Genomic DNA, 22,166 nt, shown 5'->3' on the forward strand with positions numbered 1-22,166 from the left:
TGGCGCCTCGGGTCATAAGTCTTTTGCGGAAATCGAAAAGCAGGGTGGGCACAGGGCCCACCCTACCATCACTGACAGGGATCAGTTGGACTTGATGCGATACCAGTCCGCAACATTCCAGAGTTCGCTGTCCCAGACGTTCAGAACAACGCCACCAAGGCTGTTTGCGTGGGCCGACAGGCGGCCACGGTGCACCAGCGGGATCATCCCGCCATTGTCGGTGATCATCGCGCTCAGTTCGCGACCGATGCGCTGGCGCTCGGCCATGTCGGCGGTCTTGGTCAGCTCTGCGTGCAGCGCGTCGAATTCCTCCATGCAGAAGCGGCTGATGTTTTCACCCTGCCACTGCGTTTCGGGGCGAGGCGCGTTGCCGCACAGACCGTTGCCAAGGTAGGACTGCGGGTCCGTGCCGTTGAAGGTGTTGGCGTACATCTGCACGTCCGCATAGAACTTCTGGAACGTGTCGGGCGACCCCGCGTCGCCGCCGAAGAACACCGACGCGTCGACATTGCGCAGTTCGACTTCAAAGCCGATCTGTTCCCACCATTCCTTGATCAGCGCCTGGAAGTCCTGACGGACGGCATTGGTCGAGGTCTGGTACAGGATCGAGAGCGGCACGCCATTGTGCTCGCGCACGCCATCGCCATCGGTGTCGACGATGCCTGCGCCATCCAGAAGCGCCTTGGCGCCGTCGATGTCCTGAACGTCACAGCCTTCGAATGTGGAGGCGAAAGCTTCGGGTGCCGGAACCCACGAGCAGCCGACCTTGCCGGCCTGACCGTAGCCGATTTCCACCAGCAGCGGACGGTCGATGGCCATCGACATCGCCTTGTAGACCGCGGGTTCCTTGAGGAACGGGTGCGGATGCATCGCGGTCGAGCGTTCGCCTTCCGGCAAGTCCGGGCTTGGGTTGGTCTGGTTGACCATGATGCGTTCCAGCAGTGGGCCGAAGCCGGCAACCGGCACGCCTTTGCCGCCTGCTTCCATCTGCGCGATCACATCGGGCGCAAGCTGGAGGTTCCAGGCGTAGTCAAATTCGCCAGTTTCCATCACGGCCTGACCGGCTGCGCGGGCATCGCCGCCGCCCTTGAAGGTCACGCTTGCGAAGGCGGGCTTCGCGGGATCGCGGTAGTTCGGGTTCGCCGACATGGTGATCACGTCGTTCGGCTTGAATTCATCGACCACAAACGGGCCAGTGCCGATCGGGTTGAAGTTCTGTTCCGTACAGGTCGAAGCTGCGGCACCGAGGCAGTTCGCAAACTGCGCTTTCTGCAGGATCGGGCTTTCACCGCCGACGAACGGGCCGTACGGGTTCGGCGTCGGGCCGTCGAAATTCACGATAACGGTTAGGTCGTCCGGTGTTTCGACGCTGGTCACGCCATTGAACTTGGTCTGCTGTGCGCAGCCGCCTTCGGGATGGGTGCAGTATTCATGGGTAAAGGCCACGTCAGCCGAGGTGAACGGCGTGCCATCCGACCAGAGCAGGCCCGGAGTGATCTTCCATGTGATCTTGGTCAGGTCTTCACTGACGCCGCCATTGGCGACGGTCGGGATCTCTTCGGCCAGCCAAGGCACCAGATCGCCTTTTTCGTTATAGCGGGCCAGCGGCTCGACGATCATCGAGGCCGATTCCACGTCCTTTGTACCACCCGAGAGGAACGGGTTCAGGATCGAGGGCGCTTGCCAATAGATGATCTTGACCTCGCCATCGGCACCACGCTCTGCAAAGGCAGCGGGTGCAAACGCAACAGCGGCGGCGGCCCCCAGAAGTAGGGATTTTAGTTTCATAGGTCTCTCCTTGTTGGACACAGTGTTCCCATGTCGTTTTCATTGGTGGGATCGTCCGACGCCTAATCTTTCTTGGTTTCTGTGCATTTGCTTCGAAACCGCCCTGACATTGTTTCGGCTTTGTCCCCCTGTGCGCTTATCGAAACAGCTTTTGAGCAAAATGCAAGTCCCGTGGGAGCGATAACAGGAGCGACGTCGAGACAGCGTTTGACTCTGGCCCCGCGTCGGTTAGCGTTTGGGCAACGACAGAAAAAGGACCGCGCCCATGCCGGATGGCAGCATCGCCAAAATCGAAAACCTCCGAGTCGAGTTTCAGACGAAGTCCGGGACTGTGGTTGGCGTCGAGGATGTTTCGTTTGAGATCAATCCGGGCGAAACCGTCTGCGTGGTGGGCGAATCCGGATCCGGCAAATCGGTGTCATCGCTGTCTTTGATGCGGCTGATCGAATTTGGCGGCGGGGATATCGCGGGTGGGCGTTTGCTGTTCGACCGCAAGGATGCGGGCGAGGTGGACCTGTCCAAGACGGATCAGGACTTGATGCGCACGATCCGTGGCAACGAGATCGGCATGATCTTTCAGGAGCCGATGACGGCCCTCAATCCGGTGTTCACCGTGGGCAAGCAGTTGACCGAAGGGTTGCGGTTGCACAAGAACATGAGCAAGGCGCAGGCTGAGGCCCGCGCGCTCGATCTGATGCGGCAGGTGCGCATCCCGGAACCAGAGCGGCGTTTGAAGCAATATCCGCACGAACTGTCCGGCGGGATGCGTCAGCGTGTTGTGATCGCGATGGCGCTGGCCTGTGAGCCACGCCTGTTGATCGCGGACGAACCGACCACGGCGCTGGACGTGACCATTCAGGCCGAGATTCTGGCCCTGATGGACCGGCTCAAGCGGGAAACCGGCACCGCCGTGATGTTCATCACCCACGACATGGCCGTGGTGGCGCAGATGGCCGACCGCGTTGTGGTGATGTTCCGTGGCAACAAGGTGGAAGAAGGCACGGTCCAGGAGATCTTCGAGAACCCGCAGCATCCCTATACCAAGTCGCTTCTGGCGGCGGTGCCCAAGCTCGGCGAGATGACGGGCACAGATCTGCCGCGACCCATGCGGCTCTTGGGGCGCGACGGGTCCGAAGTCCCACCGATCACCGGGTCTGACGAGGTGCTTCTCGAGGTCAAGAACCTGACCACGCGGTTCGAGGTCAAAGGCGGGTTCTTCCGCCAGACCGTGGCCAATGTGCATGCGGTCGAGGATGTGTCTTTCACGGTGAACAAGGGGCAGACGCTGAGCCTTGTGGGCAAATCCGGATGCGGCAAATCCACGGCGGGCCGGTCGATTCTGCGTTTGGTCGAGCCGTTGTCGGGCAGTGTATTCCTTGATGGCAAGAACATCATGGCGCTGACGCAACCCGAACTGCGCGAGGCCCGGCGCGACATGCAGATGGTGTTTCAGGACCCCTTTGCCTCGCTGAACCCCCAGATGCAGCTGTCTGATCAGGTGTCGGAGCCGCTGCGTAATTTTGGCATCGGGTCGAGGGCGGAGATGCAGAAGAAGGTCGAGAATCTGTTCGACCGGGTGGAGCTGCCGCGCAGCTTCATGCAGCGCTATCCGCACGAATTGTCCGGCGGCCAGCGCCAGCGGATCGCCATTGCGCGGGCCTTGGCGCTGAATCCCAAGCTGATCGTCGCGGACGAGGCGGTGTCGGCGCTCGACGTGTCCGTACAGGCGCAGGTTCTCAACCTGATGCTGGAATTGCAGGCCGAACTGGGTCTCTCCTTCCTCTTCATCAGCCACGATATGGCGGTGGTCGAACGGGTCAGCCACCATGTCGGCGTGATGTATCTTGGACGGATTGTCGAACTTGGCCCGCGCCGTGCGGTGTTCGAGAATCCGCAGCACGCTTACACGCAGGCCCTGATGAAAGCGGTGCCGATTGCCGACCCGCGCAAGCGCAAGTCCGAGAAGGACTTGAACTTCAAGCCAATTCCGTCACCGATTCACGGTTTGGATTATAAACCCGAACCGTCGATCTACCGCGAAGTGGAACCTGGTCACAAAGTGCTGATCACCGACAGTGGCTACTGATACTTTGTAAAAACGCGGCTAGGGTGCGCGCATGGTACGAGTTCTGAGATGGCTTGGCCGCGGCCTGATTGCGGTGTTCGCGCTTTTGACATTGGTGGCATGTGCGCTGCACGTGACCCAGAGCGAGGGCAATGTGTCCGTTGCGCCGCCTGAGGGCGATGCGCTGCGGATCGCCAGTTACAATGTGCACTACATCTGGCTCGACCGGGAAACCGGGGCATGGTCGGTCGGCGATTGGGAACGGCGCAAGGGGCCGCTGGACAGTGCGTTCAAGGCGCTGAACGCCGATGTGGTCGCGTTTCAAGAGATGGAAAGCTTTCAGCGCGGCGATGACGGATCCGTCAACCTTGCCCGCGATCATCTGCTTGCGGGGAACCCCGATTATGGAGTGGCGGCAAAAGGTGATTGGCGGACATTTCCGACGACACAGCCTTTGCTCTACCTGAAAGACAGGCTGCAACCTATTGATCAGGGGTGGTTTTTCTTTTCTGATACGCCTGACGTCATCTATTCCCGCACGTTCAACGGGTCGTTCCCTGCCTTTGCCTCATGGGCGCAGTTCCAAGACCGCGGGACCGGAGCGCGGTTCAGGGTGGTGAATGTGCATTTCGAATATTCCAGCCGGTCAAACAGGCTTTTGTCTGCGGCGCTGACACGGGATCGGATCAAGCCTTGGATTGACGCGGGCGAAACGGTGTTTCTGGTCGGCGACCTGAACGCGCTGCACGGGGCGCAGACGATGGATATTCTGGAAGAATTGGGTGTCGTGTTCGACCGTACGTCGGGGGCCACATATCACCTGAATCGCGGTGTGCATGTGTTGGGGGCCATCGACCATCTGGCGCGGACGCCGAACGTGACGCTGGACGCAGGGCCGGTTGTTCTGCAAGAGAGGTTTGACGGCGAATGGCCTTCGGATCATCATCCGGTCTACGCTGACTACCTGCTGCCCTGATCCGCAAAGTGAGATTATGCAAAACCGCCTGACGCCGCGTGCCATTCTTGACCAATTGGTAAAATTTCCCACCGTCAGCCGGGACACCAACCTGCCTTTGATCGACTGGGTCGAGGCGTATCTGACGGAACACGGAGTTCAAAGCCATCGCCACGTGAAATCCGACGATCCGACCAAGGCCGCGCTCTTTGCCCATGTCGGGCCCGAGGTCGACGGCGGGGTGGTTCTGTCCGGGCACACGGATGTTGTGCCCACCGATGGTCAACCGTGGAGTACGGATCCCTTCACCGTGACCGAGAAAGATGGCAAGCTTTACGGGCGTGGCTGCACAGACATGAAAGGCTTTGACGCGCTCGCCATCTGGGCGCTGGTCGAGGCGCATCATCGCGGGGTTCAAAGGCCGTTGCAGATCGCGCTGAGCTATGACGAGGAAATCGGCTGTACCGGAGCGCCGCCGCTGATCGAGGCAATGCAGGGGGTCGTTCCCCGCGCCGATACGGTGATCGTGGGCGAGCCGACGATGCTCAAGGCGGTGACGGGGCACAAGGGCAGTGTCAGCTACACCATTCATGTTCACGGGTTCGAGGTGCACTCTTCGGTTATGCATACCGGTGTAAGTGCGATCATGTATGGCGCCAAGCTGATCGAATGGGCCAACAGGATGAACGACGAAAGCGCCGCCGCGACGCCTGCGCCCGTGGCTGCAATGTTCGATCCGCCTTACACGAATGTGCATGTGGGTGTGATCCAAGGCGGCACCGCGCATAACATCACCGCGAAGGATTGCGAACTGATCATGACGATCCGCGTCGTTCCCGGTGAATCGCTGGAACACTGGGACAACAGACTGCGCGCCGCTGTGGCCGAGGTCGAGGCGCAGATGCAGGCCGTGCGACCGGAAACATGGATCGAGATCACGCCGAACTCTGCCTTGCCGCCGTTCAAGTCCGACGATGCGGGCAGTGCCGAGACGCTTGTGCGGCAGTTGACCGGGGACAACGGCAAGCAATACGTGTCCTATGGCACCGAGGCGAGCCATTTCCAAAGCGCGGGTTATTCGGTGGTTGTGTGCGGCCCCGGCGACATTGCCGTCGCGCACCAGCCGGATGAATTCATCACGGTTGACCAATTTAACAAAGGACAGGCGTTCATGGAGCGTTTGCTGGATCACCTCTCGACATGATCCCTTTTCCGATTTCCGAACAAAGCCCGGTTGCCTTTGGCGGGCCGCTTCCGTCTGAGACCGATGTGGTGGTCGTCGGCGGTGGTGTCATTGGCGTCTGCACGGCGCTGTACCTTGCCCGCAAGGGGCGGCGGGTGGTGCTGCTGGAAAAGGGGCGTATCGCGGGAGAGCAGTCTTCGCGCAACTGGGGCTGGATCCGGCAACAGGGGCGCGACCCGGACGAACTTCCCATCATGGTCGAGGCGAACCGCCTCTGGACCGAGCTTGCCAGCCAGACCAATGTGGATATCGGGCTGAAACGGTCAGGTGTGACCTATCTGGCCGAGAGCGAGAAAGAGTTGCAGGTCTATGCCGACTGGCTGCCCCATGCCACGGCACAGGGGGTGGACACGATCCTGCTGGATCGCGCGGGTCTCAAGGCACGGTTCCCGGAGCTGGCCAAGGGTGGGTATGCTGGTGCGATCACCACACCGTCCGACATGCGGGCTGAGCCTTGGGTCGCGGTGCCTGCGTTGGCCGGAATTGCCGTGCGCGAAGGTGCTGTGATTGTCGAAGGCTGCGCCGCGCGTAAGCTGGACCTGGAGGCCGGGCGTATCACAGGCGTGTTCACCGAGGCCGGGCGTATCGCCTGTTCCGACGTGGTGGTCGCGGGTGGTGCGTGGTCGTCGTTGTTCCTGCGGGCGCATGGGGTGTCGATCCCGCAACTGTCGGTGCGGGCGAGTGTCGGCGCGACAGAGCCTGTGCATCTGCCGCACCAAGGCGCTGCGGGTGCGGGCAAGTTTTCCTTTCGCACGCGGGCCGATGGGGGGGCATCACTTGCGGCAGGTGGCTTTCACGAATTGTTCGTCGGGCCGGATGCGTTTCGCGCGCTCCCGAAATTCCGCGCGCAGTTGATGGCTGATCCGTTTGGCACCCGGTTTCTGCCGGCTGCCCCCAAGGGCTATCCTGATGCGTGGGGCACCAAGCGCCAATGGGACGGGGATGAGGTGTCTCCGTTCGAAGGCATCCGCGTGCTGAACCCGAAACCCAATGCAGGCAAGCTGCGCAAGGTGGCGGTCGAGGTGGAAAAGCTGTTCCCCGAGGTGGGGCCGATCCGGTATCGCGCGATGTGGGCAGGGATGATCGACACAATGCCGGACGTGGTGCCAGTGGTGGACCGGGTCGATGCGATCCCCGGTCTGACGGTTGGGACAGGTATGAGCGGGCACGGGTTCGGCATCGGGCCGGGGATGGGTCGCGTACTGGCGGATCTGGTCTGCGGCGACGCTCCGGGGCACGACCTGCGGCGGTTCCGGCTGTCCCGATTCAGTGATGGCAGTGCGATGGAATTGGGCCCGGCACTCTGACAGCACTTGTCCTTGGCGGATGGCTCGGTCAGGCTGCGCCCGAGCAAAACGGAGGAACCATGCCGGTCAAGAACAGCATTGCCGAGAACGCCAGCGACATCACCCAATGGCGGCGCTATCTGCACCAGCATCCTGAGTTGATGTATGACGTTCACGAGACGGCGGCGTTTGTCGTCGAAAAGCTGCGCGGCTTTGGCGTGGACGAGATCACCACTGGAATCGGGCGGACCGGTGTGGTGGCCGTGATCAAAGGGCGCACCGACACCAAGGGGCGCGTCATCGGGCTGCGGGCTGACATGGACGCGCTGCCGATCACCGAAGCCTCTGGTGTGGACTATGCCAGCACCGTTCCGGGCAAGATGCATGCCTGTGGCCATGATGGGCACACGGCGATCCTCTTGGGGGTGGCGCAATACCTGACCGAGACCCGGAATTTCGACGGGACTGCCGTGCTGATTTTCCAGCCTGCCGAAGAGGGTGGGGCTGGTGGTCTGGCCATGGTCGAGGATGGTTTGATGGACCGCTGGAATATCCAGGAGGTCTATGGCCTGCACAACTCGCCCGGCATTCCCGTTGGACATTTCGCCATTCGACCGGGCCCATTGCTGGCGTCTTCGGATGAATTCGAAATCCGTGTGACAGGGAAGGGTGGCCATGCGGCAGCACCGCATGAGGCGGTGGACACAACGCTGGTCGCGGCGCAGATCGTTGTCGCGCTGCAATCGGTTGTGTCGCGCACCATCAATCCGGTGCGGCCTGCGGTGGTGACCGTGGGCACGTTCCAGACCGACAGCAACGCGTCGAACGTTATTGCCCATTCGGTGCGGATGCAGGGCACGGTGCGCACCCTGGCTACCGAGGTGCGCGCGCAGGCCGAAGAGCGGATCCGCGCGCTCTGCGAACACACGGCCTCGGCCTATGGCGCGACAGCCGAGGTGATCTGGATGCCGGGCTATCCGGTGACGGTGAACCACCCAGAGCAGACGGCCTATGCGGTCGAGGCGGCGCGGGCGGTGTCGGACCACGTGGATGACGATACCGATCCGATCCTGCCGGCTGAGGACTTTTCCTACATGCTTGAAGCCCGACCCGGAGCCTATATGTTCCTCGGCAATGGCGACACCCCGATGTGCCACCATCCCGCCTATGTTTTTTCAGATGACGCGATCCCGCTGGGCTGCAGCTGGTTTGCGGAACTGGTCGAACGCCGGATGCCGGTCTCGGCCTGACACTCAACAAAAGGAGGCAGTTCATGCCTGTGAAGAACCGATTTGCCGAATTGCAAGACGAAATCACCGCGTGGCGACGCGATTTGCACGAGAACCCCGAAATCCTGTTTGAGACGCACCGCACCAGCGCAGTTGTGGCCGAACGGCTCAAGGAGTTTGGTTGCGACGAGATTGTCACCGGTATCGGGCGCACCGGGGTTGTGGGCGTGATCAAGGGCAAGACCGACACATCGGGCAAGGTCATCGGGCTGCGGGCTGACATGGATGCGCTGCCGATCCACGAACAGACGGGGTTGGAGTACAAATCCAAGATCGATGGTGCGATGCATGCCTGCGGGCATGACGGCCATACCGCAATGCTGCTTGGCGCGGCCAAGTACCTGTCCGAGACCCGCAATTTCGATGGCACGGTTGTGGTGATCTTTCAGCCCGCAGAAGAAGGTGGCGGCGGGGGCCGCGAGATGTGCGAAGACGGGATGATGGACCGTTGGGGCATTCAGGAGGTCTACGGCATGCACAACTGGCCGGGGCGTCCGGTGGGCAGTTTTGCCATCCGTCCGGGTGCGTTCTTTGCCGCAACCGACCAGTTCGACATCACCTTCGAAGGCAAGGGCGGCCATGCCGCAAAGCCGCAGGAAACCGTAGACACAACCGTGATGGCCTCGCAGGCGGTACTGGCGTTGCAGACCATCGCGAGCCGCAACGCCGACCCGATTGATCAGGTCGTGGTGTCGGTGACCTCGTTCGAGACCTCGTCCAAGGCGTTCAATGTGATCCCGCAGCGGGTGCATCTGAAAGGCACAGTGCGCACGATGTCGACCGAGATGCGCGATCTGGCAGAGACCCGGATCAAGGCGATCTGTTCGGGGATTGCCGCCACGTTCGGCGGGTCGGTCGAGGTGAAATACCACCGCGGCTATCCCGTGATGGTGAACCATGAGGACCAGACCGAGTTCGCAGCCGAGGTGGCCAAGGCGGTCTCGGGTGGCTGTGACGAGGCACCGCTGGTGATGGGCGGCGAGGATTTCGCCTTCATGCTCGAGGAACGCCCCGGCGCCTATATCCTTGTCGGCAACGGCGACAGCGCGGCGGTGCATCACCCGGAATACAACTTCAACGACGAGGCGATCCCGGCGGGCTGTTCCTGGTGGGCCGAGATCGTCGAACGGCGCATGCCTGCGGCCTAAAAGAGTCGTCAGCGAGTTTGGAGCGGCGGGCTGCGATGGCCCGCCGATTTGGTTAATTGAGCGTATTGCGCCCGCCCCGTGGGAGCGGTTCGGGCTCCGCCCGTGCTGCGCACGGGCATTATGGGCACCCGCGATTACTTGCGGTTCAGTCCTCGTACCCGCGTTTGTAGCGGCTTTTCGTACTGACCGCCTCTTTCACCACCCGGCCAAAGGATTTCTGCCGGGCGCGGGCGGCGGCGATGGATTCCGAGTTGTACTGATCCTCGCGCCGCAGTTTCTGCCAGCGTTCGAGCCGGGCGTGGTCGAGCGTGCCGTCGGCCAGGGCGGCTTTGACGGCGCAACCGGGTTCCGTATCATGGGCGCAGTTGGAGAATTTGCACTGGGCGGCGAGGGTTTCGATGTCGTCGAAGAGTTCCTCCAGCCCGTCGCTGGTGCCCGAAAGCTGGAGTTCCCGCATCCCCGGCGTGTCGATCAGCCAGCCACCGGCCAGCGTGGGGCGCAGGGCGCGGTGCGTGGTGGTGTGGCGGCCCTTGGCGTCATCTTCGCGGATGCCTTGGGTCGCTTCTTTCTCGCCGGTGAGCGCGTTGCGCAGGGTGGTTTTGCCCACACCTGACGAGCCGAGGAGGGCCAGGGTTTGCGCCTTGCTGCACCATGCGTTGAGGCGCGCCACATCTTCGGGGTCTTTGGCGTTGATGGTGATCGCGGTGACCAGCGGCGACAGGCGTTCGGCCTGCCGTTTGAAGCTGTCGGGGTCCTCGCAGAGATCGGCCTTGGTGAGGATCACCAAGGGCAGCGCGTTCGAGGCGAGGGCCAGCGCCAGATAGCGTTCCAGCCGCGCGACGTTGAAATCCGCGTTGCAGCTGGTGACGAGGCCCACGGTGTCGACATTGGCCGCGATGCGCTGGTCGAGGACCGCGTGGCCTGCGGCCTTGCGATGCAACGTGGTCACCGGGTCAAGCCTGCGGAGCGCGCTGGTGCCGTCGGTCATCACCCAGTCGCCCACGGCATAGGCCCCGGCGCTGTCGGTGGGGATGAGACGAAGCTCACCTGCCTCCGATTGGGCGATGAGTTGGCTGCGATGCACCTCGGAGATGCGGGCCGGGAGAAGGTTTGCGTCGTCTTCGGTGAGCTGACGCGCGAAGTGGTCCGACCATCCGAGGTCGGCGCGTGTGTGCTTGGTCAAGGGAGTGATCCTGTCGCTGAGAAACCTGCCCCGGTGGGGCATATGTTCAGGCCGGGTGCGGCGATCAGCCTGACACCCGCAGGGCGCGCACAATCTTCATCATGTCCTCCTGCATCTCAGCTTCGGTTGATCTGGAGTATATGCGGCGGACGCGCGGGGGCCAAGCGACATCTGGTCATTTGATGGAACCGTTGCTAAGCGGACGCATGACCATGCCATCTCATGCCACTGTCGCCTGTATCAAATGGGGCACTCTGTTCGGACCGGACTATGTGAACCGGCTCTATTCCGGCGTGCGGCGCAACCTGTCCTGTCCGGTGCGATTTCTGTGCATGACGGAACATGCCGAGGGGCTGCATCCGGATATCGAGGTGCTGGACCTGCCGGTGGAGCCGTTTGCGGAGCCGATGGCGGCGGCGCTGAAGGTGGCGAACCGGCAGGGGGCGATGCGCAAGGTGTCGCTGTTCAAGCCAGGATTGATCCCCAATCTGGAGGGGCCGGTTCTGGGCTTCGATCTGGACGTGGTGATCACCGGATCGCTGGATGATCTGCTGACCTTGGCTCAGGGGCATGTGGTGATGCGCCACGACTGGACCGAGGCGCGCAAGGGGCGGCCGACGGGGCATGGGTCAGTGTTTCGCTATGATCCGGCGGTGCACGGGTTTTTGTATAACGACTTGGCGGCAGATGCGTATCGCGAGGTTGAGGTCGCGCGCGGATCGGAGCAGCGCTACACGTCGCACAAGGCCATGGAGAACGGGGTTTTCACCTATATTCCAGGTGATTGGGTGGTGAGTTTCAAGTATGATTGCAACCCGTTTCCGGGCAATTACCTGCACGCCGCGCGCTTGCCTGACGACGCACGAGTGGTGTGTTTTCACGGGCGGCCCAAGATGCCTGAGGCGGTGGTTGGCTATCGGGGGTCGCTGATCCGCTATGCCAAGCCGACGCCGTGGTTGCAGGAGCATTGGATCGACCGGGCCAAGGCGGATTTGGGCGATCGCTGGGGGTAGGCGGACGATGCGTCGACGCATCGTCTGTTTCCGTTGACGGAAACAGGCCGGGCGTGAAGCCGAACCGGCAAGAATGCCCTGCCGCGTGGCTGGACTCTTGCGGGCGCTTGCGCGAACGGGGTAAGAGCGGACAAGAGCATTCGAGGGAAGGGCAACGCCATGCGTCGAGTAGTTGTGACGGGCTTGGGATTGGTGACACCGTTGGCAGACGGGGTCGAAGCGAGTTGGTCGCGCATTCTGGACGGTCAGTCCGGGGCGGGTACAATCACCAAGTTCGATGCGAGCCATCTGGCCACGACCTATGCCTGCGAAGTGCCGTATGGCGACGGGACGGACGGGACCTTTAACCCCGATGCCTATCTCGAGAAGAAGGAACAGCGGAAAGTCGACGAGTTCATTCTGTTCGGGATGGCCGCTGCACAGCAGGCCGTGACGGATGCGGGCTGGATGCCCGAGGACGAGGAAAGCCGGTTGCGCACGGGTGTGATGATCGGCTCGGGTATTGGTGGACTGAACTCTATCGCCGAAACCGCGCTGTTGATCCGCGACAAGGGTCCGCGCCGGGTCTCTCCGTTCTTTATTCCAGGCGCGCTGATCAACCTGATCTCGGGCAATGTCTCCATCCGGTATGGGTTTAAAGGCCCGAACCACGCGGTTGTAACGGCTTGTTCCACCGGCGCCCATGCCATTGGCGATGCGGCGCGGTTGATCATGTTTGGCGACGCCGATGTGATGGTTGCCGGGGGCGCTGAGGCGGCGATTTCCGAGATCGGGATCGCGGGGTTCAACGCGTGCAAGGCACTTTCGACAAAACGTCCGGACGATCCCAAGGCAGCAAGCCGGCCTTATGATGCGGATCGGGACGGGTTCGTGATGGGGGAAGGCGCGGGTGTGGTTGTGTTGGAGGAATACGAGCACGCCAAGGCGCGCGGTGCCAAGATGTATGCTGAAGTCTGCGGCTATGGCCTGTCCGGCGATGCGTATCACATCACGGCGCCCTCCGAGGATGGCGAGGGCGGTGAGCGGTCGATGCGCGCCGCGCTGAAGCATGCCGGGATTGAGCCTGCGGATATCGACTATATCAACGCGCATGGCACATCGACCATGGCGGACGTGATCGAGCTTGGCGCGGTTGAGCGGATGATGGGGGATGCAGCGGGCAAAGTGACGATGTCTTCGACCAAATCCGCGACGGGTCACCTCTTGGGCGCGGCGGGCGCGATCGAGGCGATCTTCTCGATCCTGGCGATCCGCGATCAGGTCGCGCCGCCGACTCTGAACCTGGATACACCGGCTGTGGAAACGGCTGTGGACCTTGCGCCCAAGGTCAAGCGGGAACGCCCGATCACCTATGCTTTGTCGAACTCGTTCGGGTTTGGTGGCACCAATGCCAGCGTCGTCTTCGGAAAGGTGGATCGCTAAGTCATGTGGCGTCACATCGCGTCCAACGCACTGACCTTTCTGGTCGTGCTCGTCTTCCTGTTCGGGGGCGTTCTGATCTGGGCGCAGAATGAATACGTGTCGGAAGGGCCATTGGAGCAGGCGATCTGCGTTCAGGTGGACCGGGGCACCAATTTCCGCAATGTGTCCGAGGATTTGGCTGCTGACGGTGCGGTGTCGAGTGCCGCACTTTTGCGGATCGGGGCAGATTACGCGGGCAAGACATCGCAGTTGAAAGCGGGGTCGTTCCTTGTGCCGGAAGGCGCGTCGATGGAGCAGATCGTTGACATTGTCACGCGGGGTGGTGCGAGCACCTGTGGCACCGAAGTGGTCTACCGGGTGAGCATCGCGCGGGCGACGGTGCAGGTGCGCGAACTGGACCCGGCGACGGGGCGCTTTGTCGAGATCGCAGAGTTCAACCCGGCCGAGGACGAAGTGCCCGAGGTGTATACATCGGTCAAAGCCGAGGCGGATACGCGGTATCGGGTTGCACTGGCCGAAGGTGTGACGAGCTGGCAGATCGTTCAGGAACTGAACCAGATCGACATTCTGGAGGGCGAAATCGCCGAGATCCCTGCCGAGGGGTCGCTGGCTCCGGACAGCTATGAGATCTCACTAGGCAGCAGTCGGGCGGATCTGCTCGTGCGGATGGAATCCGCGCAGGAGCGCATTCTGGCCGAGGCTTGGGCGAACCGTCAGGACGGTTTGCCCTATGAGAGCCCGGAAGAGGCGTTGGTCATGGCGTCGATCATCGAAAAGGAGACCGGCACGCCGGACGAGCGGTTCCTTGTATCGAGCGTGTTCGTCAATCGTCTGGAACAGGGGATGCGGCTGCAGACCGACCCGACGGTGATCTACGGGATCACACGCGGGCAGGGTGTGCTGGGGCGCGGTATCCGGCAGAGCGAATTGCGGGCCGAAACGCCGTGGAACACCTATGTGATCGACGGATTGCCGCCGACCCCGATTGCCAATCCGGGACGGGCGAGCATTGAGGCGGCGCTGAACCCGGATGACACGGATTTCATCTTCTTCGTGGCGAAGACGCTTGATCCGGCGGATGGGCATAATTTCGCGGTGACGCTGGCCGAGCATAACGCCAACGTGGCGGCCTACCGGGCGCTTGAAGCGCAGCGGGAGAATTGAGCCTGCCTTTGCCTGACACTGTGATCCTGACATGGGTGTGACCGAGCTTCTGCTGATCGGAGCGGCGGTGTTTGTCATCGCCGGGTCGGTCAAGGGGCTGGTGGGCATTGGCTTGCCCACAGCGGCGATCAGCATGCTGACGATGGTCATCGATCCGCGCACCGCGATTGCGATGGGGCTGGTGCCCATCGTGGTGTCGAACGCGTGGCAGGTCTGGACGATGGGCGATATCCGGGGCGCGTTTCAGCGCTATTGGATTTTCGCTGTGGCGCTTGGGGTCAGCGTGTTCGTCACGGTTGTCCTGTCGGCTGAAATCTCTGATCGGGTGATCTTTCTCGCGCTGGGGCTGTCCATCGTATCCTTCGCGGTGCTGAACCTTCGGTTCACCATGCCGCGATTGCCGGACCGGTTCGACAAGCTGGGGCAGTTGGGATTCGGGACAGCCGGTGGCATTCTGGGCGGGCTGTCTGGGGTCTGGGTGGCCCCGGTCATCATGTATATGAGCGCGCGGCAGGTGCCGAAGGACGAGTTCGTGCGTGCTGTTGGATTGCTGCTGCTGATCGGTGGCGTGCCTTTTGCGCTGGCCTATGTGCAGCAGGGCTTCCTGACGCCGGAGCTGGGTGTGGTGTCGCTGGCGTTGGTTGTGCCGACATTGCTCGGGTTCTCGCTTGGGGCACGGCTCAGATCGCGCCTTTCGAACGAGAAATTCCGCAAACTGGTGCTTTACGTGTTCCTGATCCTTGGGCTGAACCTGCTGCGGCGGGGGATTTTCTGAGAACCGTCTTTGGTGCTTAAGAAAACCTGAATCACTTCAATCTGTGGTCTGCTCATGGGTTTTGTGCCCGGCTGCGACAGACCTTTCCAATGTGTTAAGCGTTCGCGCGGCGCATTAGGCGCTTCTTTCCTGTTTGACGGTCTATTGCCCGGTGCCTGCTAGGCATCAACAGGTGGCGGGACGTTCCCGTTGTCTGCCGGTGCGTCGATGGACGGAGATCCATTCAGCACAGGAGGCAGGATCGCATGGTTCTGATCACTGCAGAAGAGACCGGCAGCGCGCTTGATCTTGAGCGCGAGGCCATCGCGCAGGAGTTGCGGACCATTCGCGAAATGGTGGCGGCTCTGCGCAAGAAAGTAGAGGCCGGAGAAATGGGCACGGCCAGTGAGGCGAGCAAGGCGCTTGCCGATCTGCGTGTCTGGCTGAAACACGCCAAGGAGACGGAGGTTCAACTTGAAAGACATCGCCGAGAACAAGCCGCCATCGAGGGAACCTACGGGCTTGACCTCGATGCGGCGCGGGTTGCGGTCAGGTGCCGACTTGATCGCCTCCGGGCCTGTTGCCGAGAAGGAGGCGTTTCTGAACAGCCTTGAAGAGGTGCCGGGGGCGCTTTTGGCGTTACCGTACCTGTTCGAGTTTTGGGCGCATCCGCACCAACTGCCCCCCAAGGGCAACTGGCGGGCCTGGGTGGTCCTTGGCGGGCGCGGCGCGGGGAAAACCCGCGCCGGTGCCGAATGGGTGCGGACCATGGTCGAGGGATCGCGGCCTTTGGACAAGGGTGCGGCCCGGCGTGTGGCGCTTGTCGGCGAAACGCTGGATCAGGTGCGCGAGGTGATGATCTTTGGCGACAGCGGGATCCTGGCCTGTTCGCCTCCCGACCGGAGGCCGGACTGGTTGGCGACGCGGCGCATGTTGCGTTGGCCCAATGGGGCTGAGGCGGTGGCTTGTTCGGCGCATGATCCGGAGTCGCTGCGTGGACCGCAGTTTGACGCGGCATGGGTCGACGAGTTTGCGAAATGGAAAAGGGCGCAAGAGGCGTGGGACATGTTGCAGTTCACGCTGCGGCTGGGACAGGATCCGCGCATGTGCGTCACCACGACTCCGCGGAACCTCAAGACTTTGCGGAACCTGCTGGCTGCGCCGTCTACAGCGGTGACGCGGGCTCCGACCGAGGCGAACCGGGCCTATCTGGCGTCGTCGTTTCTGGATGAGGTGCGGGCGCGTTATGCGGGGACGCGGCTTGGGCGGCAGGAACTGGATGGGGATCTGCTGGAACAGGCCGAAGGCGCGCTTTGGTCGATGGAGGCGCTCGAAGCGGCGCGGTGTACGGAGGTGCCAGCGTTTGACCGGATCGTGGTCGCGGTTGATCCAACGGCGAGCAGCGGCAAGGGGTCGGATGCCTGCGGGATCGTGGTGGCCGGGGTTGTGTCAGTGGGACCGCCGCAGGATTGGCGCGCTGTAGTGCTGGAGGATTGTACGCTACAGGGCGTATCGCCCTTGGTTTGGGCGCGGCGGGCGATTACCGCGATGGAGCGGTGGGGCGCGCATGCCTTGGTGGCCGAGGTCAATCAGGGCGGTGACATGGTGGAGGCGGTGCTGCGGCAGGTCGATCCGATGGTGCCTGTGGTGCGGGTGCATGCGTCGAAGTCTAAAAGCGCACGGGCGGAGCCGGTGGCGGCGTTGTACGAGCAGGGGCGCGTGACGCATTTCGGTGTGTTCAATGCTCTTGAGGACGAAATGTGCCAGATGACGCGATTGGGCTACCAGGGATCGGGTTCACCAGACCGGTTGGATGCATTGGTCTGGGCGTTGACCGACCTCGTGATTTCGCGGGCGGCCGAGTGGCGTGTGCCGCGCATTCGCACCGTTGCGCGCTGAGCGCACGGTATGGTTTCCAGCCGTTAACCTTTGCTGGGTAGGTTGGTTTCATCGAGTTGGCGCAGGTCGAGAGGCGCTACGGAATTTGACAGAGCGGTGATGTGGGGGCTTGGCCCGGCCGTATGGCGGGCTGCGGACGGGAACGCTGTGTCTGGAGTGCCGGGGGCCTTTGGGGGCTTTGGGCCCTGGCACGCGGCCGGTCGGGATGGTTCGAGAGACTTTCCCGACCGCGCCGGAAACGAAATGGATTTGCGAGGAGCGCAGCAGCATGGTGTGGGACATCTTTCGGCGAGGACGCAAGGGCGAGGCCGGGATCGAAGCCAAGGCCAGCGCCACGGGGCCGGTTGTGGCATGGCAGAACATGGGCCGCGTGGCGTGGTCGGCGCGGGATACGGCGTCCCTGACGCGGACTGGCTTCACGGGAAATCCGGTGGGGTTTCGGGCGGTCAAGCTGATTGCCGAGGCGTCTGCGGCGGTGCCGTTGGTGTTGCAGGATCAGGCGCAGCGCTACGAGGTGCATCCGTTGTTGGATGTGTTGCGCAGGCCGAACCCGGCGCAGGGGCAGGCAGAGTTGTTCGAGGCCTTCTATGGGCAGCTCTTGCTGTCCGGGGATGGGTATTTCGAAGCTGTTGGCGCAGGTGGCGTGCCGGGCGAGCTGCATGTGTTGCGGTCCGACCGGATGAAGCTGGTGCCGGGACAGGACGGTTGGCCAGTGGCCTATGAATACGGTGTGGGCGGCAAGGCGCATCGGTTCGAGATGGGCGACGGTGCGGCGCCAATCTGCCATGTGAAGGCGTTTCATCCGCAGGACGACCACTACGGGTTGAGTCCGATGGTGGCGGCGGCACAGGCGCTTGATGTGCACAACGCGGCCTCGCGCTGGTCCAAGGGTTTGCTCGACAATGCGGCGCGGCCTTCGGGGGCGATTGTGTATCGCGGCACGGATGGCGTTTCGGGGATGGGGTCGGAGCAATATGACCGGCTGGTCGAGGAGATCGAGAGCCATCACATGGGTGCGCGCAATGCTGGGCGGCCAATGTTGCTGGAAGGCGGATTGGACTGGAAGCCGATGGGGTTTTCGCCCTCGGACATGGAGTTCCAGAAGACCAAGGAAGCGGCTGCGCGGGAGATCGCGGTGGCGTTTGGGGTCCCGCCGATGCTGCTCGGGATTCCCGGCGAGGCGACATACGCCAACTACGCCGAGGCGCATCGGGCGTTCTATCGCCTCACGGTGTTGCCCCTGGTGTCGCGGGTGACGGCAGCGTTGGGAGCGTGGCTGTCGCAGCATGTGGGGCAGGAGTTGGTGCTGAAGCCCGATCTGGATCAGGTTCCGGCATTGGCGGCGGAGCGTGATGCGCAATGGGCGCGGGTGGCTCGGGCGGAGTTCCTGACAGCCGCAGAGAAACGCGCCTTGCTGGGCTTGCCGGTGCTGGCCGATGAGTGATGCGCGTGTGGGATATGAGCCGTTCGATTGCGCGCCGGCCTTGCGGCTGGAGGGGTACGAGCGGGTCACGCAGTTGCGGTTCGAAGGGATCTCGGGGCGTTTGGACCGGATCGAGGCGTTGATCGAGCGGCTGGAGCGGCGGGTTTGGCTGGCGGTTTACGGCGTGGCCGCTGCGGTGCTGGCGGATGTGTTCCTGAAGTTTCTCCAGGTGTCGCCATGAGGGAGTTTGAAATGGATTTGGAATGGAAATTCTGCCGGTTCGATGCGGATGTGACGGTGGCGGATGGCTGCGTGATCGAAGGCTACGCGTCGCGGTTCGGTCAATGTGACCACGGAAATGATGTTGTTGCATCAGGGGCTTATGCCGCGTCGTTGAACCGGTTGGCCGAGAGTAGGCGTGCCGTCAAGATGCTGTGGCAGCATGATCCGGCGCAGCCCATCGGCATCTGGGACGAGGTGCGTGAGGATGCAACTGGGCTTTATGTGAAGGGGCGGTTGCTGGACAGCGTGGCGCGCGGTCGGGAAGCGGCGGCGCTGGTGGCGGCGGGGGCGATTGACGGGCTGTCGATCGGCTATCGGACCAAGGCCGCGACGAAGGACAAGCAGGGCCGCAGGGTTCTGACGGAACTGGAGCTGTGGGAGGTGTCGCTGGTGACCTTCCCGATGCTGCCCAGTGCGCGGGTTGCGGCCAAGGGGGAGACCCCGGAGATGGCGGATCTGCGGGAGATGGCACGCCTGATCGAAGAGGCGCGCCGGACATTGGTGGACGGCTAGGGCCACCCTTCAGAGATGGGAAAAGCGGGATGAATGAGACCGGGACAACGTCGCGGAACGGGGAAGATGTGTCTCCGTTCACCCAGGTGGGTGCCGCGTTGGCAGGGCTGGTGGGCGACATGCGCCGACAGCGCGACGATTTCGACAGAAAGCTACAGGAACAGGAAGAACGAATGACCAAGATCGACAAGAAGACTGCGTTTTCGGCGCGACCGGCACTGGCAGGTGGTGTGCGCAGCGATGACCTGCATTACCAGGCCTTTGATGCATATCTGCGCACCGGCGACGATGACGCGCTGCGCGGGTTGGAGATGGATGTGAAGTCCATGTCCACCAATGTGAACAGCGATGGTGGGTTTCTGATTGACCCGGTCACGTCCGAGACCATTCAGAGTGTGCTGAAAAGCAGCGCTTCGTTGCGGGCTGTTGCGTCTGTCGTGCATGTCGAGGCGTCGAGCTATGACGTGCTGATTGACCAGGGCAATGCCGGGGCGGGCTGGGCCGATGAAGTTGCGGCACGTTCGGAAACCGGGACACCGACCATCGACCGCATTTCGATCAAGCTGCACGAGCTCAGTGCGATGCCCAAGGCCAGCCAGCGTCTGCTGGACGACACGGCATTCGACATCGAGACATGGCTGGCGGGCAAGATCGCGGACACTTTTGCCCGTGCCGAGGCGGGCGCTTTCATCAACGGTGATGGCAATGACAAGCCGACCGGGTTTCTGACGCACCCAGCGGTGGACAACGATGTCTGGAGCTGGACCAATATCGGCTATGTGCCGACGGGTGTGGACGGGTCTATTGGCAATGGCGATGCGCTGATCGAACTGGTCTATGCGCTGGGGGCAGAATACCGCGCCAATGCGACATTCGTGATGAACTCCAAGACAGCGGGTACGCTGCGCAAGCTGAAGGATGCGGATGGCCGCCATCTGTGGTCGGACGGGTTCACCAGCGGAGAGCCTGCGCGTCTTCTGGGCTATCCGGTTCTGATTGCCGAGGACATGCCGGACATTGCGTCGAATGCGGACTCGATAGCCTTTGGTGACTTCCGCGCGGGCTACACGATTGCGGAACGCCCGGACCTGCGCGTGCTGCGCGATCCGTTCAGCGCTAAGCCGCATGTGCTGTTTTACGCGACCAAGCGGGTGGGCGGTGACGTCAGCGATTTCGCCGCCATCAAGCTGCTGCGCTTCGCTGTTGCCTGATCGGTGATGGCGGACATGGGGAGGGCGGTGCGGGCCGTCTTCCTCATGGGGCGCGCGCCGGTGTGCCGGCGTTGTCTAGCCGCTCCCTCCGTCCGAGCAGCGGCGGCGGCGCGCGTCCGACAATGTACCGGCCTCTGAACGAGGGACAGGTTTGCGGAGAACACGAGATGTATTTGATTGAAGAGAGCCAGATACCGGATGCCGCTTTGCCGGTGGCGCGGTTGCGGGATCATCTGCGGATGGGCAGCGGGTTTGTCGAGGACGGGCTTCAGGACGGCTTGCTGGGCGGGTTCCTGCGGGCCGCGATGGCTGCGGTCGAGGCGCGGACGGGCAAGGCGCTTTTGGTGCGGGATTTCCTGTGCAGCCTGCATCGCTGGCGCGATGTGACGGGTCAGGTGTTGCCGATTGCCCCGGTGCGATTGGTGACGCAGATCACTTTGGTCGATGCGTTTGGCGCTGGAGCTGTCGTGGATGCGGCGCGCTATGCGCTGGTGGCGGATGGCGATGCGCCGAAGGTGGTGCCGATGGGGGGCTGTTTGCCGTCCATCCCGGAGCATGGCAGCGCCGAGCTTCGGTTTCAGGCGGGACTGGCTGAGGCGTTTGGCGATCTGCCTTCCGATCTGGCGCAGGCAGTGATGCTGCTGGCGGCGCATTATTACGAATATCGCGACGAGACCGCGTTGGGGCAGGGGTGCATGCCGTTCGGGGTGACGAGCCTGATCGCGCGCTACCGCCCGATGCGCATGGGGTTCGGCGCGTGAGCGGGCCGCGACTGACATCGAAGCTGGTCCTGGAGCGGCTAGAGGCGGTGCCCGATGGCGCGGGCGGGATGCATGAAAGCTGGGTTTCGTTGGGTGTGCTGTGGGGTGAGGTGACCCCTCGGTCCGGGCGCGAGGGCGTTGGCGAGGCTGGGCAGGTGTCGGTGACCGGGCTTCTGGTTCTGGTGCGTGCTGTGCCGCAGGGCCACTCTGCGCGGCCTTTGCCGGAGCAGCGGTTTCGCGATGGGGCGCGGGTGTTCCGGATCAATTCGGTGACGGAGGCCGATCCCGGCGGGCGGTTCCTGATCTGCCTTTGTGATGAGGAGGTCGCGACATGAGCTATGCGGTGGCGGCAGCGTTGCAGGGGGCCGTGTATCAGCGCTTGCAGAACGACGCGGGGCTTTCGGGGCTGGTTGGTGACCGGGTCTATGACGCGGTGCCCAAGGGGCGGTTGCCGGACCTCTATGTCGCGCTGGGCCCGGAGCGGGCAGCGGATGCCAGCGACAAGACCGGACGTGGGGCCTGGCATGAATTCGTGGTGTCGGTGATCTCGGACGATGCGGGGTTTCAGACGGCCAAGGAAGTGTCGGCGGCGGTGTGCGATGCGCTGATCGACTCCGGGTTGGTGTTGGAGCGGGGCCGGTTGGTGTCGCTGAACTTCAAGCGGGCGGTGGCGCAGCGCGAAAAGGCGGGACGGCGCAGGATCGATCTGACCTTCCGGGCGCGGGTCGAGGATGACGCCTGAGGGCGGTTCGGATTTCAGAGACAGT

The 22,166-nt window shown here is 62.8% G+C and carries 21 protein-coding genes; 19 read left to right on the forward strand and 2 right to left on the reverse strand.

Annotation, left to right across the window (positions count from 1 at the left end; genetic code table 11):
• Positions 1 to 81 precede the first annotated feature (81 nt).
• Positions 82 to 1,788 carry a peptide ABC transporter substrate-binding protein gene (locus ACMVPR_RS03900; RefSeq protein ID WP_416881796.1) on the reverse strand — a complete coding sequence of 569 codons (1,707 nt, stop codon included), beginning with the start codon at positions 1,786 to 1,788 and terminating at the stop codon, positions 82 to 84.
• A gap of 265 nt (positions 1,789 to 2,053) precedes the next feature.
• On the opposite strand from ACMVPR_RS03900, the gene ACMVPR_RS03905 reads away from it, so the two are divergent.
• From ACMVPR_RS03905 to ACMVPR_RS03930, 6 genes are read left to right on the forward strand one after another with little or no spacing between them, the layout of a single operon-like run.
• Positions 2,054 to 3,874, forward strand: coding sequence for an ABC transporter ATP-binding protein (locus ACMVPR_RS03905; RefSeq protein ID WP_416881797.1), 1,821 nt, complete (start codon positions 2,054 to 2,056; stop codon positions 3,872 to 3,874).
• A gap of 31 nt (positions 3,875 to 3,905) precedes the next feature.
• Complete coding sequence (locus tag ACMVPR_RS03910; RefSeq protein WP_416881798.1) at positions 3,906 to 4,829, forward strand: endonuclease/exonuclease/phosphatase family protein; 924 nt, start codon at positions 3,906 to 3,908, stop codon at positions 4,827 to 4,829.
• A 16-nt stretch (positions 4,830 to 4,845) separates the two neighbouring features.
• Positions 4,846 to 6,012, forward strand: a complete 1,167-nt coding sequence (gene argE / locus ACMVPR_RS03915) for an acetylornithine deacetylase (RefSeq protein ID WP_416881799.1) — start codon at positions 4,846 to 4,848, stop codon at positions 6,010 to 6,012.
• On the forward strand, positions 6,009 to 7,358 hold the full coding sequence (locus tag ACMVPR_RS03920) for an NAD(P)/FAD-dependent oxidoreductase (protein ID WP_416881800.1): 1,350 nt from the start codon (positions 6,009 to 6,011) through the stop codon (positions 7,356 to 7,358). The genes argE and ACMVPR_RS03920 overlap by 4 nt, the downstream gene beginning before the upstream one ends.
• Positions 7,359 to 7,417: 59 nt before the next feature.
• Complete coding sequence (locus ACMVPR_RS03925; RefSeq protein WP_300583748.1) at positions 7,418 to 8,587, forward strand: M20 aminoacylase family protein; 1,170 nt, start codon at positions 7,418 to 7,420, stop codon at positions 8,585 to 8,587.
• A 23-nt stretch (positions 8,588 to 8,610) separates the two neighbouring features.
• Positions 8,611 to 9,774 (forward strand): M20 aminoacylase family protein, encoded by a 1,164-nt coding sequence (locus ACMVPR_RS03930; protein ID WP_416881801.1) that lies wholly within the window; start codon positions 8,611 to 8,613, stop codon positions 9,772 to 9,774.
• Between the two features lie 145 nt (positions 9,775 to 9,919).
• Here ACMVPR_RS03930 and rsgA read toward each other — a convergent pair whose 3' ends face one another.
• Positions 9,920 to 10,957, reverse strand: coding sequence for a ribosome small subunit-dependent GTPase A (gene rsgA / locus ACMVPR_RS03935; RefSeq protein ID WP_416881802.1), 1,038 nt, complete (start codon positions 10,955 to 10,957; stop codon positions 9,920 to 9,922).
• A 206-nt stretch (positions 10,958 to 11,163) separates the two neighbouring features.
• Here rsgA and ACMVPR_RS03940 point away from each other — a divergent pair, with 206 nt between their 5' ends.
• From ACMVPR_RS03940 to ACMVPR_RS04000, 13 genes are all read left to right on the forward strand, one after another.
• The gene (locus ACMVPR_RS03940) at positions 11,164 to 11,970 is read left to right on the forward strand and encodes a glycosyl transferase (RefSeq protein ID WP_416881803.1); all 807 of its coding nucleotides are present in this window, start codon (positions 11,164 to 11,166) and stop codon (positions 11,968 to 11,970) included.
• Positions 11,971 to 12,129: 159 nt separating this feature from the next.
• Positions 12,130 to 13,392 (forward strand): beta-ketoacyl-ACP synthase II, encoded by a 1,263-nt coding sequence (fabF, locus tag ACMVPR_RS03945; protein WP_300583762.1) that lies wholly within the window; start codon positions 12,130 to 12,132, stop codon positions 13,390 to 13,392.
• 3 nt (positions 13,393 to 13,395) lie between these two features.
• Positions 13,396 to 14,556 carry an endolytic transglycosylase MltG gene (gene mltG, locus ACMVPR_RS03950; RefSeq protein ID WP_416881804.1) on the forward strand — a complete coding sequence of 387 codons (1,161 nt, stop codon included), beginning with the start codon at positions 13,396 to 13,398 and terminating at the stop codon, positions 14,554 to 14,556.
• A 31-nt stretch (positions 14,557 to 14,587) separates the two neighbouring features.
• Entirely contained in the window at positions 14,588 to 15,331 is a 744-nt protein-coding gene (locus ACMVPR_RS03955) for a sulfite exporter TauE/SafE family protein (RefSeq protein WP_416881805.1), read from the forward strand.
• A gap of 245 nt (positions 15,332 to 15,576) precedes the next feature.
• Positions 15,577 to 15,924, forward strand: a complete 348-nt coding sequence (locus ACMVPR_RS03960; RefSeq protein WP_416881806.1) for a hypothetical protein — start codon at positions 15,577 to 15,579, stop codon at positions 15,922 to 15,924.
• Positions 15,842 to 17,209: a DNA-packaging protein gene (locus ACMVPR_RS03965; RefSeq protein ID WP_416884613.1), complete on the forward strand. Its 1,368-nt coding sequence runs from the start codon at positions 15,842 to 15,844 to the stop codon at positions 17,207 to 17,209. Before ACMVPR_RS03960 ends, ACMVPR_RS03965 begins: the two co-directional genes overlap by 83 nt.
• A 268-nt stretch (positions 17,210 to 17,477) precedes the next feature.
• On the forward strand, positions 17,478 to 18,653 hold the full coding sequence (locus ACMVPR_RS03970) for a phage portal protein (protein ID WP_416881807.1): 1,176 nt from the start codon (positions 17,478 to 17,480) through the stop codon (positions 18,651 to 18,653).
• Positions 18,646 to 18,873: a GTA head formation protein, RCAP_rcc01685 family gene (locus ACMVPR_RS03975; RefSeq protein ID WP_416881808.1), complete on the forward strand. Its 228-nt coding sequence runs from the start codon at positions 18,646 to 18,648 to the stop codon at positions 18,871 to 18,873. Before ACMVPR_RS03970 ends, ACMVPR_RS03975 begins: the two co-directional genes overlap by 8 nt.
• Before the next feature lie 11 nt (positions 18,874 to 18,884).
• A complete protein-coding gene (locus ACMVPR_RS03980) occupies positions 18,885 to 19,427 on the forward strand; it encodes an HK97 family phage prohead protease (RefSeq protein ID WP_416881809.1) in 543 nt (180 codons plus the stop codon).
• Between the two features lie 29 nt (positions 19,428 to 19,456).
• Entirely contained in the window at positions 19,457 to 20,638 is a 1,182-nt protein-coding gene (locus ACMVPR_RS03985) for a phage major capsid protein (protein ID WP_416881810.1), read from the forward strand.
• Between the two features lie 167 nt (positions 20,639 to 20,805).
• The gene (locus tag ACMVPR_RS03990; RefSeq protein ID WP_416881811.1) at positions 20,806 to 21,399 is read left to right on the forward strand and encodes a head-tail connector protein; all 594 of its coding nucleotides are present in this window, start codon (positions 20,806 to 20,808) and stop codon (positions 21,397 to 21,399) included.
• Positions 21,396 to 21,734, forward strand: a complete 339-nt coding sequence (locus ACMVPR_RS03995; protein WP_416881812.1) for a head-tail adaptor protein — start codon at positions 21,396 to 21,398, stop codon at positions 21,732 to 21,734. The genes ACMVPR_RS03990 and ACMVPR_RS03995 overlap by 4 nt, the downstream gene beginning before the upstream one ends.
• Positions 21,731 to 22,141 carry a DUF3168 domain-containing protein gene (locus ACMVPR_RS04000; RefSeq protein ID WP_416881813.1) on the forward strand — a complete coding sequence of 137 codons (411 nt, stop codon included), beginning with the start codon at positions 21,731 to 21,733 and terminating at the stop codon, positions 22,139 to 22,141. The genes ACMVPR_RS03995 and ACMVPR_RS04000 overlap by 4 nt, the downstream gene beginning before the upstream one ends.
• Positions 22,142 to 22,166: the final 25 nt, after the last annotated feature.

This window comes from Marivita sp., assembly GCF_048006345.1.
Lineage (GTDB): Bacteria > Pseudomonadota > Alphaproteobacteria > Rhodobacterales > Rhodobacteraceae > Marivita.

Excerpts from the sequence above, each read along its gene's own strand:
- ACMVPR_RS03960 (WP_416881806.1), top strand. The coding sequence starts at position 15,577 with ATGGTTCTGATCACTGCAGAAGAGACCGGCAGCGCGCTTGATCTTGAG.
- ACMVPR_RS03925 (WP_300583748.1), top strand. The coding sequence starts at position 7,418 with ATGCCGGTCAAGAACAGCATTGCCGAGAACGCCAGCGACATCACCCAA.
- ACMVPR_RS03900 (WP_416881796.1), bottom strand. The coding sequence starts at position 1,788 with ATGAAACTAAAATCCCTACTTCTGGGGGCCGCCGCCGCTGTTGCGTTT.
- ACMVPR_RS04000 (WP_416881813.1), top strand. The coding sequence starts at position 21,731 with ATGAGCTATGCGGTGGCGGCAGCGTTGCAGGGGGCCGTGTATCAGCGC.
- ACMVPR_RS03980 (WP_416881809.1), top strand. The coding sequence starts at position 18,885 with ATGGATTTGGAATGGAAATTCTGCCGGTTCGATGCGGATGTGACGGTG.
- ACMVPR_RS03930 (WP_416881801.1), top strand. The coding sequence starts at position 8,611 with ATGCCTGTGAAGAACCGATTTGCCGAATTGCAAGACGAAATCACCGCG.
- ACMVPR_RS03985 (WP_416881810.1), top strand. The coding sequence starts at position 19,457 with ATGAATGAGACCGGGACAACGTCGCGGAACGGGGAAGATGTGTCTCCG.
- ACMVPR_RS03970 (WP_416881807.1), top strand. The coding sequence starts at position 17,478 with ATGGTGTGGGACATCTTTCGGCGAGGACGCAAGGGCGAGGCCGGGATC.
- fabF (WP_300583762.1), top strand. The coding sequence starts at position 12,130 with ATGCGTCGAGTAGTTGTGACGGGCTTGGGATTGGTGACACCGTTGGCA.
- ACMVPR_RS03920 (WP_416881800.1), top strand. The coding sequence starts at position 6,009 with ATGATCCCTTTTCCGATTTCCGAACAAAGCCCGGTTGCCTTTGGCGGG.
- ACMVPR_RS03910 (WP_416881798.1), top strand. The coding sequence starts at position 3,906 with ATGGTACGAGTTCTGAGATGGCTTGGCCGCGGCCTGATTGCGGTGTTC.
- ACMVPR_RS03905 (WP_416881797.1), top strand. The coding sequence starts at position 2,054 with ATGCCGGATGGCAGCATCGCCAAAATCGAAAACCTCCGAGTCGAGTTT.
- ACMVPR_RS03990 (WP_416881811.1), top strand. The coding sequence starts at position 20,806 with ATGTATTTGATTGAAGAGAGCCAGATACCGGATGCCGCTTTGCCGGTG.
- ACMVPR_RS03955 (WP_416881805.1), top strand. The coding sequence starts at position 14,588 with ATGGGTGTGACCGAGCTTCTGCTGATCGGAGCGGCGGTGTTTGTCATC.
- argE (WP_416881799.1), top strand. The coding sequence starts at position 4,846 with ATGCAAAACCGCCTGACGCCGCGTGCCATTCTTGACCAATTGGTAAAA.
- mltG (WP_416881804.1), top strand. The coding sequence starts at position 13,396 with ATGTGGCGTCACATCGCGTCCAACGCACTGACCTTTCTGGTCGTGCTC.
- ACMVPR_RS03965 (WP_416884613.1), top strand. The coding sequence starts at position 15,842 with ATGCGGCGCGGGTTGCGGTCAGGTGCCGACTTGATCGCCTCCGGGCCT.
- ACMVPR_RS03940 (WP_416881803.1), top strand. The coding sequence starts at position 11,164 with ATGACCATGCCATCTCATGCCACTGTCGCCTGTATCAAATGGGGCACT.
- ACMVPR_RS03975 (WP_416881808.1), top strand. The coding sequence starts at position 18,646 with ATGAGTGATGCGCGTGTGGGATATGAGCCGTTCGATTGCGCGCCGGCC.